The sequence below is a fragment of the Burkholderia sp. E168m15 genome, from assembly GCF_016586105.1.
GTDB lineage: Bacteria > Pseudomonadota > Gammaproteobacteria > Burkholderiales > Burkholderiaceae > Burkholderia > Burkholderia orbicola.
Window position 1 is genome coordinate 31,465 of the sequence record NZ_BCPO01000101.1, and the last position, 11,255, is coordinate 42,719.

Annotated in this window: 10 protein-coding genes; 3 read left to right on the top strand and 7 right to left on the bottom strand. The window is 68.4% G+C overall.

The features are described from left to right. Positions 1 to 17 precede the first annotated feature (17 nt). The 4 genes from JMF86_RS16725 to JMF86_RS16740 are packed head-to-tail and all read right to left on the bottom strand — an operon-like array spanning position 18 to position 3,830. Positions 18 to 785: an ABC transporter permease gene (locus JMF86_RS16725; RefSeq protein WP_011547041.1), complete on the bottom strand. Its 768-nt coding sequence runs from the start codon at positions 783 to 785 to the stop codon at positions 18 to 20. Next, the gene (locus tag JMF86_RS16730) at positions 782 to 1,735 is read right to left on the bottom strand and encodes an ABC transporter ATP-binding protein (protein ID WP_125381628.1); all 954 of its coding nucleotides are present in this window, start codon (positions 1,733 to 1,735) and stop codon (positions 782 to 784) included. The genes JMF86_RS16725 and JMF86_RS16730 overlap by 4 nt, the downstream gene beginning before the upstream one ends. Beyond that, positions 1,732 to 2,910, bottom strand: a complete 1,179-nt coding sequence (locus JMF86_RS16735) for an ABC transporter permease (RefSeq protein WP_011547043.1) — start codon at positions 2,908 to 2,910, stop codon at positions 1,732 to 1,734. Before JMF86_RS16735 ends, JMF86_RS16730 begins: the two co-directional genes overlap by 4 nt. Beyond that, the gene (locus JMF86_RS16740) at positions 2,907 to 3,830 is read right to left on the bottom strand and encodes an ABC transporter substrate-binding protein (protein WP_201317080.1); all 924 of its coding nucleotides are present in this window, start codon (positions 3,828 to 3,830) and stop codon (positions 2,907 to 2,909) included. The genes JMF86_RS16735 and JMF86_RS16740 overlap by 4 nt, the downstream gene beginning before the upstream one ends. Before the next feature lie 167 nt (positions 3,831 to 3,997). Here JMF86_RS16740 and JMF86_RS16745 point away from each other — a divergent pair, with 167 nt between their 5' ends. Further along, positions 3,998 to 4,927 carry a 2-hydroxyacid dehydrogenase gene (locus JMF86_RS16745; RefSeq protein ID WP_011547044.1) on the top strand — a complete coding sequence of 310 codons (930 nt, stop codon included), beginning with the start codon at positions 3,998 to 4,000 and terminating at the stop codon, positions 4,925 to 4,927. 21 nt (positions 4,928 to 4,948) lie between these two features. Here JMF86_RS16745 and JMF86_RS16750 read toward each other — a convergent pair whose 3' ends face one another. Then, the gene (locus tag JMF86_RS16750; RefSeq protein ID WP_011547045.1) at positions 4,949 to 5,317 is read right to left on the bottom strand and encodes an NUDIX domain-containing protein; all 369 of its coding nucleotides are present in this window, start codon (positions 5,315 to 5,317) and stop codon (positions 4,949 to 4,951) included. 132 nt (positions 5,318 to 5,449) lie between these two features. Then, a complete protein-coding gene (locus tag JMF86_RS16755) occupies positions 5,450 to 7,420 on the bottom strand; it encodes a Xaa-Pro dipeptidyl-peptidase (RefSeq protein WP_011694830.1) in 1,971 nt (656 codons plus the stop codon). Positions 7,421 to 7,968: 548 nt separating this feature from the next. On the opposite strand from JMF86_RS16755, the gene JMF86_RS16760 reads away from it, so the two are divergent. Next, on the top strand, positions 7,969 to 8,781 hold the full coding sequence (locus JMF86_RS16760) for a hypothetical protein (RefSeq protein WP_227745924.1): 813 nt from the start codon (positions 7,969 to 7,971) through the stop codon (positions 8,779 to 8,781). A 35-nt stretch (positions 8,782 to 8,816) separates the two neighbouring features. On the opposite strand, the gene JMF86_RS16765 is transcribed toward JMF86_RS16760, so the two are convergent. Beyond that, a complete protein-coding gene (locus tag JMF86_RS16765; RefSeq protein WP_011547048.1) occupies positions 8,817 to 10,085 on the bottom strand; it encodes a lipoprotein-releasing ABC transporter permease subunit in 1,269 nt (422 codons plus the stop codon). Positions 10,086 to 10,174: 89 nt separating this feature from the next. On the opposite strand from JMF86_RS16765, the gene JMF86_RS16770 reads away from it, so the two are divergent. Next, complete coding sequence (locus JMF86_RS16770) at positions 10,175 to 11,227, top strand: RNA-guided endonuclease TnpB family protein (protein ID WP_041489668.1); 1,053 nt, start codon at positions 10,175 to 10,177, stop codon at positions 11,225 to 11,227. Positions 11,228 to 11,255: the final 28 nt, after the last annotated feature.

Genomic DNA, 11,255 nt, shown 5'->3' on the forward strand with positions numbered 1-11,255 from the left:
AAATTCCGTGACGGCTTCTACGCGCGCCGCGCGCTCGCCGCCCGCGCAATCGCGCCGATCGCATCGCTGACGAGCACCGCGAGCAAGCCGACGATCACGCCGCCTTGCAGCACGAACGCGGTGTTCGACGTCTGCAGGCCCGCGATGATCACGTCGCCGAGCCCGCGCGCGGCCACCGTCGAGCCGATCGTCGCCGTGCCGAGATTGATCACGACCGCGAGGCGGATGCCGTTGACGATCACCGGGAACGCGAGCGGCAGCTCGACGGACACCAGTTGCTGCCAGCCGCTCATCCCCATCCCGCGCGCGGCGTCGACGACGTCGCGCGGCACGTCCTCGAGCCCCGCGATCGTGCTTTCGAAAATCGGCAGGAGCCCGTACAGCACGAGCGCGATCAGCACCGGCTTCAAGCCGAAGCCGACGGCCGGCACGGCGAGCGCGAGCACGGCGACCGGCGGGAAGGTCTGGCCGATATCGACGACGCTTCGCGCGACCGGCAGGAAATCCGCGCCGAACGGCCGCGTGACCGCGATGCCGGCCGCGACCGCGACGATCGTACCGATCAGGCTCGACAGCGCGACCGTGCCGAGATGCGCGAGCGTGAGGTCGAGCAGGCTCGCGCGATCGTAGATCACCGGCGCGCCGTTGTCCGCGAACGGCGCGAACAGACCCTGCAGCCACGCGGGGCGCAACAGCAGCACGAGCAGCAGCACGAGCGCGGCCGCGCGGGCGACGTACGCGGGAAGTGACGACTGCTGGAACTGCACGTTGCCGCAGGTCGTCATGCAGGCTTCCTCGCGTGTGCGCGGATCGCGTCGAGCGTGATGCGGCGGGGGCCGCGTGCGTTGGGGGTGCCGTTGGCCGTATCGTCCACGGGCAGCGCATCGACACCGCGCCACAACAATTCGGACACCGCATCGCGCAGCGTGCGCGTCGCGGCGATCGGTTCGCCATCGACGTGGCCGGCTTCGGCCACGGTGTCGATCGGCGTCAGCGCGAGCAGGCGCAGCGGCCGGTCGACGCCCGCGACGAGCTGTTCGACCACACCCGGTGCCGGGCCGCCGAGAATCTCGGCCGGCGATGCGACCTGCAGCAGCCGGCCGCCGTCCATCACCGCGATCGTGTCGCCGAGCTTCAGCGCTTCCTCGATATCGTGCGTGACGATCACGACCGTGATGCCGAGGCGGCGCTGCAGCGCGAACAGGTCGTCCTGCGCCTTGTTGCGGATGATCGGATCGAGCGCGCCGAACGGTTCGTCCATCAGCAGGATCGCGGGCTCGGCGGCGAGTGCGCGCGCCACGCCGACACGCTGCTGCTGGCCGCCCGACAGTTCGTGCGGCAGCTTGCCCGCGAACTCGGCCGGCGCGAGATGGAACAGGTCGAGCAGTTCGTTCACGCGCGCGTCGATGCGCTCGGCCGGCCAGCCGAGCAGGCGCGGCACGGTCGCGATGTTGCGCGCGACGCTCCAGTGCGGAAACAGCCCATGCCCCTGGATCGCGTAGCCGATACCGCGCCGCAATTGCTCGGGCGCGACGGTCGCCGTATCGACGCCGTCGATGCGGATCGTGCCGCTGGTCGGCGCGATCAGCCGGTTGATCATGCGCAGGAGTGTCGACTTGCCGCTGCCCGATGCGCCGACGAGCGCGGTGATCGTGTCGCGCTGCACCGTCAGCGATACGTCGTCGACGGCGAGCGCGTCGCCGAAGCGTTTGCCGACCCGTTCGATCTCGATCATCCTGCACGCCCTTTCGCGAGCGACGTCGCGGCTTCGAACACGACCGCGGACGCCAGTGCGAGCGCGATCGTCGGGATCGCGCCGAGCAGCACGAGATCGGCGGCCGATTGCCCGATCCCCTGGAAGATGAAGGTGCCGAATCCGCCGCCGCCGATCAGCGCGGCCACCGCGGTCAGGCCGATGTTCTGCACGAGCACGATGCGCACGCCGCTCAGGATCACCGGCAGCGCGAGCACGAGATCGACGCGCAGCAGCCGCTGCATGCGCGTCATGCCCATCGCGCGGGCCGCTTCGGTCACGTGCGGCGGCACCTGTTCGAGCCCGACCACGACGCTCGATGCGATCGGCAGCAGCGAATACAGGAACAGCGCGAGCACGGCCGGCGCGACGCCGATCCCGCGAATGCCGAGCGCGGCCGCAAGCGGCACGTGCGCGGCGAGCAGGCCGAGCGGCGCCATCATCAGCCCGTACATCGCGATGCTGGGGATCGTCTGCACGATATTGAGTACGGGCATCGCGACGGTGCGCACCGTTGCGATGCGCGCGCAGGCGATGCCGAGCGGCACGCCCGCGACGAGCGCGGCGGCGACCGAGCCGCCCGCGAGCGACACGTGACGGATCGCCTCGCGCCAGAAATCGTCGCTGCGCACCGCGTATTCGCGCATCACGGAGAGGCCGTCCCACCAGCCGCTCGCGAGCGGCACGGAAACTGCTGCTATCGCGACGGCGAGCGCGGCGAGGCGCCGCCATGGGCCGAACGCGAGGCGTGCGAGCGCGTCGGCGATCAGCACGGCCCACGCGAACAGCAGCAGCCAGACGCCGGCATCGGGCGACACGCGGGCCAGCATGTCGTCGGGCGCGACGACATGCGTCGCAGCCGCGCCGACCGCATACGCGAGCGTCGCGAGCCCCGCGCAGCCGGCCGCGAGCCGCCACGCGGGGCGGCTCGCCGTCATCGCCCACAGCGCGCCGACGGTCCACAGCGCGGCGAGCGCGGCGCCCTGCATCGGCGGCAGCGCGGCGAACACCGACAGCCCGGTGCCGGCCGCGATCCGGTTCGGCCGCAGCACCGCGAACGACAGGCCGAACACGGCGACGATCGTCAGGATGCCGATCAGGATGCCGACCTTGTCGAGCGTGACGCGCCGCGCGGACGCGGCCGCACGCTCCGTCATTTCACGAAACCCTTCGCTTTCAGGTAGCTTTTCGCGACGCCGGCCGCCAGCTCGCCGTTGAGCTGGATGCGGGCGTTCAGCGATTGCAGCGTCTTAAGGTCGAGGCTCGCGAACACGGGCTTGAGCAAGTCGGCGATCTGCGGATGCGCTTTCAGCGCGGCTTCGCGAATCACCGGCGCCGGCGCGTAGACGGGCTGCACGTGCTTGTCGTCGTCGAGCACCGCGAGGCCGCTCGATGCGATGCCGCCGTCGGTGCCGTAGACCATCGCGGCGTTCACGCCGTCGGTCTGGTTCGCGGCGGCCTTGATCGTCGCGGCCGTGTCGCCGCCGGACAGCACGACGAGCTGCTCGGGCTTCAGCTTGAAGCCGTACGCTTTCTCGAACGACGGCAGCGCGGACGCGCTGTTCACGAATTCGGCCGAGGCCGCGAGCTTCACCTTGCCGCCGCCGGCCACCCACTTGCCGAAATCGGAGAAGGTCTTCAGGTGCTGCGACTGCGCGACGGGCGCGAGCAGCGCGACGCCCCACGTGTTGTTCGCGGGCGCCGGGGCGAGCCACACGAGATGGTTCGCCGCGTAGTCGAGTTTCTTCGCGGTGTCGTAGCCCTGGCTCGCGTTCTTCCACACCGGGTCGTCGGCCTTGTTGAAGAAGAATGCGGCGTTGCCCGTGTATTCGGGGTAGACGTCGATCTCGCCGCTCGTGAGCGCCTTGCGCACGATCGGCGTCGTGCCGAGCGCGATCTTTTCGGTGACGGGAATGCCGTGGGCCTTCAGCACCTGTGAAATGAGGTTGCCGAGCAGGTTGCCTTCGGTGTCGATCTTCGACGACACCACGACGGGCGTGTCGGCGTGTGCGCCGGGCGCCACGATGGCGGCGGCGAACGCGAGGCCCAGGATCCGGGCGGGCAGGGCGAGCTTCATCGGGGCCAATCTCCAGGACGGGGGCGTACGCCGAAAGTTACTTGACTGAGCCGGCTTTGGCAAACCGCGTGCGGCGGCGTGTCCACAGCCGGTGTGGGGATAACCCGCATCCGTCATGCGGGCTTGTTACACTGAAATTCGTTCCCCGCCTGCGGACATTTGCTGACATGAAGCCCGAGCTGCTGGTCCTCATCGCACTGCGCGGCGACGCGCATCGCGAGATCGCCGCGTCGTTCGACGTGCGTTATGCCCCGACGCCCGATGCGCGCGAACGCGCGATCGCCGAGCACGGCGGCACGATTCGCGCGGTGCTGACCAACGGCAGCACGGGGCTGACCGCCGCCGAGATCGACCGGCTGCCGCAACTCACGTTCGTCAGCGCGCTCGGCGCGGGCTACGAGCACATCGACGTCGCGCACGCGAAGGCGCGCGGCATCACCGTGGTCACGGGCGCCGGCACCAACGACGATTGCGTCGCCGATCATGCGTTCGCGCTGCTGCTCGCGGCGGTGCGCAACGTCGTGCAGCTCGATGCGAAGACCCGCGCGGGCGTGTGGCGCGACGGGCTGTCGATGCCGCCGAACGTGTCGGGCAAGAAGCTTGGGATCGTCGGGCTCGGCAAGATCGGCGAGAAGTGCGCGCGCCGCGCGGCCGGCTTCGACATCGAGATCGGTTATCACAACCGCTCGGAGAAGCCCGTGCCGTACCGCTATTTCGACCGGGTCGACACGCTCGCGCAGTGGGCCGATTTCCTGATCGTCGCGACGCCGGGCGGCGCGGGCACGCGGCACCTGATCGATCGCACCGTGCTCGATGCGCTCGGCCCGGGCGGCTTTCTCGTCAACGTGTCGCGCGGCAGTGTTGTCGATACCGCTGCTTTGGCAGACGCGCTGCGCGAAGAGCGCATCGCGGGCGCGGGGCTCGACGTGTACGAAGGGGAACCGGAGCCGCCGCGTGCGCTGACCGATCTCGACAGCGTCGTGCTCACGCCGCACATGGGCGGCTGGTCGCCCGAGGCGCTCGATCGCTCGGTGCGGCAATTTCTCGACAACGCGGCGCGGCATTTCACGGGGCAGCCGGTGTTGACGCCGGTGTGAGCGCCGGGCGGCGGCGTCGAATCAGTCCGCCTGCTTGCAGAATGCCCAGTAGAAATCCGGCAGGTTCGCCGGCTTGGCGGCATCGAGGTCGATCCAGCCGAACTGGTGGTGCTCGTCGCTCAGCACGATTTCACGGCGATCGACCTCGCACCGGAAGCATACGATCAGTACGCGCTTGCCCGGCACGACCTCGCACGAACGGCTGCCCACGTAGCGGATCGCCGATGCGACGATTCCGCATTCTTCCTGCACTTCGCGGATGACGGCGTCTTCGAGCGATTCGCCCGCTTCGGGCCAGCCGCCTGGTAGCTCCCACTCGTCGCGGGGATTGCGCAGGAACAGGACGGAACGGCCGTCGCGGACGATGGCTTTGGCGCTGACGGGAATCATCGGGGCTCACCGTAGGCATTCGATTGCCGCAGCCTAGCGCAGGTGCTCCCTTCGTGCAGCGATCCCCCGCCCACATCGACTGGCATGCAGGCGGGGGGCGGCGCCGCCGCTACGACGGCCGCCGGCGCACGACTACGCGCCCGTCGACGGCGAAGCCAGCGGCACCGTCACCGACGTGCCGGCCGGATCGAGCGTCAGCCCGGTGCCGGGCGTCGGCCGCAGCGTCGCCTCGTAGTCGCTGGAGAGGACGACGAGCCCGAGCCGGTGGCCGGCTTCCAGCTTGTAGTCGCGCGGCATGAAGGTCAGCTTCAGGTCGTACGGCATGCCGGGCAGCACCGGTTGCGACACCCACTCGGACAGCCGGTTGCGCGGGTCGGTCCATGCGCGCGTGACGATCGTCGCCGTGCCGTCCGGCGCGCGGTCGACCAGCAAGGCCGTCACGTTCGCGACGCCCGTGAAGGTCAGCCTGACGCGTGCGGTCGCGGCGCCGGACAGGCGTGCCGCGGCCGTCAGCGGGGCCGTCTCGAAGCGGCTGCGGTTTTCGCCGGTCGGCGTGTTCGCCAGCGTGAGCGCCGGAATGCGCGCATCGTCGGTGAAGCGCGCGAGCGGGCCGCCGCTCGGCAGCCGCAGCAGCGTGCCGGTGCTCGCGCCGTCGCCGCCCGCGAAGTACGTGACCGGCGTCGCGTGGCGCGCGGCCCAGTCCGCTTCCTTCAGCAGCGTGCCGTCCGCCTGCGCGACCACCGCGCGCGGATCGTGCTCGACGCCGTTGTCGAAGCCGATCAGGTAGCGCGTGAACCAGCGGTTCACCTCCGCGGTCCACGCGTCGGCCATTCCCGGCACGCGGGTCGGATCGGTGTGCTTCAGCCGATGCAGCCACAGCTGGGTCGGCACGCCCTGACGTCGCATCGCCAGATACCACGACGTCGACTGGTCGACGCGCACGTTGTCGTCGGTGAGACCCTGCGCGACGAGCGCCGGCGCGACCGCGAACGCGGTCGGGATGTCGCGCGCGGCCCAGAACGGCGAATAGTCGCCGGTCTTGCGGTCTTCCTGCTGCAGCGCTTCGTCGATCAGGTGCGTGCAGCGCTCCGGATGCGCGTTGGTCAGCAGCGCCTTGATGTACACGTCGACATCCTCGCCCTGATAGCCTTCCGGCGCACGCACGAGGCCGCCCGAGCGGTAGTAGCCGTACATGTTCGACAGCCCGGCGATCGGCACGATCGCGTCGAGCCCGCGCGTGCGCAGGCTCGCGACCATCTTCGGCAGCGTGCCGTCGTACGACACGCCGTACATGCCGACGTGGCCGGTCGACCAGTTGGCGACGACCGTCTTGCCGTTCGCGTCCTTCGCGGTCGCGTCGCGCCCGAGCCAGCGGATCACCGACGCCATCGCCACCGATTCGTCGCGCGTCAGGATCGTCGGGCAGCCGTCCGAGCCGGCGGTGCCGAGCGAATCCGCGTAGACGATCGTGAAGCCGCGCGGCACGAAGTAGCTTTCGATCCACGAGCGGCCGGCGGCGGCCGCCTCGACCTGCTGCAGCATCCGCGATTGCGGCGCGGCGGCCAGGATGCGGGTGGATGCCGATGCCGCGGCACCGGCGGTCGCGGCCGGATGCGGCGTGCCGTCGAGTTCGACGTCGACGTCGTGGTCGGGACTGTCGGCGAGCCCCGCGTAATACGGGCTCGCGAGCACGATGACGGGGGTGCGCGCGCCGTTTGCAGTTTCGGACGGCCGCACGATGCGCACGTGGATGCGGTCGCGCGTGCCGTCGCCGTCGGAATCGACCGGCGTGTCGACCCACGCGTTTTCCTCGATCGTGCCGCCCGACAGCGATGGCTGCACCTGGCCGTTGCTGATCACCGGCTTGTAGCGTCCGCTGCTGGCCGGATTCGCGTACGGCACGCCCGACGGCGAAAAGCGCGACGCGAGCGATGGCGCACCGGCTGTATCGGCCGCGGCGGCGGCTCCCTCCTGTTGGCCCTGCGCGAGCGCTGACACGCCCGCCACGCTGCCGCCGTCGTCGCCGCCGCACGCGGCGAGCGTCGCGGCCGCCACGAGCGCGGGCAGCCATGCGCGCCGCACTCCGGTTCGATGAATGTTCATTGAATCGACCTCGTCTCTTGTGTTTGTCTGGAACCGGCCGGCTCGCGATACGCCCCCTGCGGCCTGGCCGGGTGCTGCGTCGGATGAAGCGGAACTGCACCATCAAAAACGGCGGGCGAGATGGATGAGCGTCTCGCCCGGTGCCGGCGCGCGTCAGGCGGCGTGCATCCGGCCGGCGTCGAGGCGAGTGATCGCCCCGAACGGAAATCGTCAGTGCGGCGGTTCGCTGCGAATGCAGGACTGCGAATCAAATGCGGGCATGCCCGGGCTTCCTTCAGGTTTCGGATGAAACGGAACGGCGCGATGCGATGAGGCGGGAATGTTGCGAACGGCGGTGCTGCAACGGCAGGAAAGCGCGACGCGAGTCGGCACGCTGGCCGGATTGCTTTCCGGAAGCTTGCGCAAAAGTTATCTCAGTGAAATGTCCGTGTCAAACTTTTTTAGTTCGAGTCAAACAAAGTTTCGACGCGTGTGTGACATGCGCGCTCAACTTCCCGGCAATCCGTCCGTAAACAATGAAAAACACGCTTAAAACGAGAGAGAGGGCAATGACGATTACGGTCACGGCGGCGGGCGGCCTTACGCTCGCACAAATGGCACAGGCGGCGCTCGACGGGCGCCAGACGACGGACACGACGGCGTCCGGCGCACCGCAAGACGAACCGATCAGAATCCGGGCAATCGATCCGCAAGCGCAGCAGGCGGCGATGACGAAACAATTGTCGATGGTGGGCGACCTGTCGATGAAGCTGCGCGGCGTGACCGACGCGCTTGCGACGAGCCTGCAGGACATCGTCGCGAAGCGCCCGGATCTGGCCGATGCGCAGTTCGACTTCGCGACCGACGCCGGCCGGATCAAGGTCGTGTCGAAGACGATGACGGACAGCGATCGCGCATGGATCGAGTCGACGCTGAATTCGAACGCCGGCCTCGTGCTCGCGACGCGCGATTTTCACGAGCAGGCCGTCGATATCGCCGCGCAGGGTGCGGCCGTGCGAGGCGACACGTTCACGGACAGCGATCGCGCGGCGGCGAGCCAGGCCGCCGACACGCGCTTTCACTTCATGAGCCTGCTCAACCGGTCGGTCGCGGAGAACCCGCCGCCCGTGGCGCCCGGCGGGCACTTCACCACGCAGGACGGCACGACGCTGACGATCGAGCCGTCGGCCGGCACCGCGCGCGGCACGCTCGCGTTGCTGGACGCCGCGCGCCAGCTATCGTCGGGCGCGGCGATCTTCGTCGATTCATCCGGCAACAAGTCCTACGGCATGCGCACGGAACTCGTCAACGTCGGCTTCGACGTGCTCGCCGGCTACACGCCGGACGGCGGCAACAGCGTCGGCTTCCACGAGATCGCGTAACGCCGCGCCATTCGTGCCAATCGCGCCGATTGCGCCTACTCGTCGCGCAGCGCCTCGGCCGGGCGCACCCGCGCGGCGCGCCAGCTCGGGTACAGCGTCGCGACGCACGACATCAGGAACGCGGCCGACGCGATCTCGATCACGTCGAGCGCCGACAGCTTCGACGGCAGTGCGCTGAGGAAATACACGGACGGCGTCAGGAAGCGGATGCCGAGCAACTGCTCGACCGCCGGCAGCACCACCGGGATGCTCACCGCGATCGCGCAGCCGAGCGCAACGCCCGCCAGCGTGCCGGCGAGGCCGATCGTCATCCCCTGGATCGCGAAGATCTTCATGATCGAGCGGGGCGGCGCGCCGAGCGTGCGCAGGATCGCGATGTCGCCCTGCTTCTGCGTGACCGTCATCACGAGCGACGACACGAGGTTGAACGCGGCGACCGCGACGATCAGCATCAGGATCAGCGACAGCATCCGTTTCTGCAGCCGCTCGGCTTCGAACCACGTGCGGTTCTGCCGCGTCCAGTCGCGCAGGTACAGATTGCCCGACAGCGTGCGCGACAGCGCCAGCGCGATTTCCGGCGCGCGCTGCAGATCGTCGATGCGCAGCCGGATGCCGGTCGGCGCGTTCACGTTGGACAGTTGCTGTGCGTCGCGGATATGGATGTACGCGAGCGCGCTGTCGTACTGGTAGTGGCCCGACTCGAACGTACCGACCACGTTGAACTGGCGGAACCGCGGCAGCGCGTCGCCCAAGCGCGCGGTGTTGCCGGGCGCGAAGAACGTGATGCGGTCGCCGATCTTCACGTGCAGCGTATCGGCGAGCGCGGCGCCGAGCACGATGCCCATCTCGCCCGGCACGAGCGCGTCGAGGCGTCCGGTCTTCAGCTTGCGCGCGATCTCGGACACGCGCGGCTCGAGCACGGGATCGATGCCGCGCAACGCGACGCCCGTCACATTGCCCGCGTTCGTCAGCAGCGCCTGTGCGTCGACATAGGGCGCGACGGCACGCACCGCCGCATTCTGTAACGATTCGTGCGCGGTCAGCCGCCAGTCGGGCATCGCGCCGGACGGCGAGAAGATTTCCACGTGCGCGAGCACCGACAGCATCCGGTCGCGCACCTCGGTGCGAAAGCCGTTCATCACCGACAGCACGACGATCAGCGCGGCCACGCCGAGCGCGATGCCGGCCATCGCGGCGCCGGCGATGAACGACACGAAGCCGTCGCCGGCCGAGCGCCGGCCGCCGCGCGCGTAGCGCAGCCCGATCTGCCATTCGAACGGGAGTTTCAAGCGGTTTCCTTTCATCAGTTGCTCCTTTCCTCCCCGTCCTTCAGGGCGGGGAGGAAAGGAGCGCTGCTGTTTGCCAGCGGCATTCCACCGTTAAAATGGCCGGCATGATTCTTGTCTATCGCTACCGCGTGAAGTCGCTCAACGGACTGCTTAACAAGCAGAGCCGCGCGGTGAACTACGTCTGGAACTTCTGCAACGACACGCAGAAGCATGCGCTCAAGTGGGGCAAGAAGTGGCCGACGGGATTCGACCTGAACGTGCTGACGACGGGGAGCAGCAAGGAACTCGGTATTCACTCCGGCACGATCAACGCGACGTGCGAGCAATATGCGAAGTCGCGCAGTCAGCGCCGACGCCCTTACCTGCGTTATCGCGGCAGGAAGTCGCTCGGCTGGGTGCCGCTGAAGGGGCGTGACCTGAAGCGCGAGGGGGACGCGTTCCGTTTCGCCGGCAACACGTTTCGCGTGTTCAACAGTCGACCGCTTCCCGAAGGCAAGATCAAGGACGGGACCAACTTTGCGCAGGATGCACGCGGCAACTGGTTCCTCAACATCGTGATCGAGATGCCCGATGTGCAGGCCCGCCCGGTTCGTTCCGGTGTGGGCATCGATCTCGGCCTGAAAGACTTCGCCACACTTTCGACCGGCGAGAAGCTGCCCAATGACCAGTTCGGTCGACGAGCGGCCGAGAAGCTGGCGAAAGCGCAACGGGCGCGAAAGCACAAGCGGCATATCGCGAAGCTGCACGCAAAGATCGCCAATGCCCGCGCCGATTTCCAGCACAAGCTCGCGCTCGATCTGGTGCGGCATTTCGATTACATCGCGGTCGGCAACGTGTCGGCCGCAAAACTTGCCAGAACCAGGATGGCGAAAAGCGTCTACGACGCGTCCTGGTCGTCCTTCCGAAACACGCTCCGCTACAAAGCGATCGCGCACGGAGCGACGTTCGAGGAAGTCGACGAAAGCGGTTCTACCCAGTCCTGTTCGGCGTGCGGGTCGAAAGACAGCACGACGCGGCCGAAAGGTATCGCGGGACTGCGAGTAAGAGAATGGGCCTGCAGTGACTGTGGTGTCGAGCATGATCGTGATATCAACGCTGCGCTGAACATTCTCCGATGCGGACGTGCATCGCCAGGTGTGGGAATCCTCTCCCTTTAGGGAGAGGGGGACGTCAATTCGATTCGAT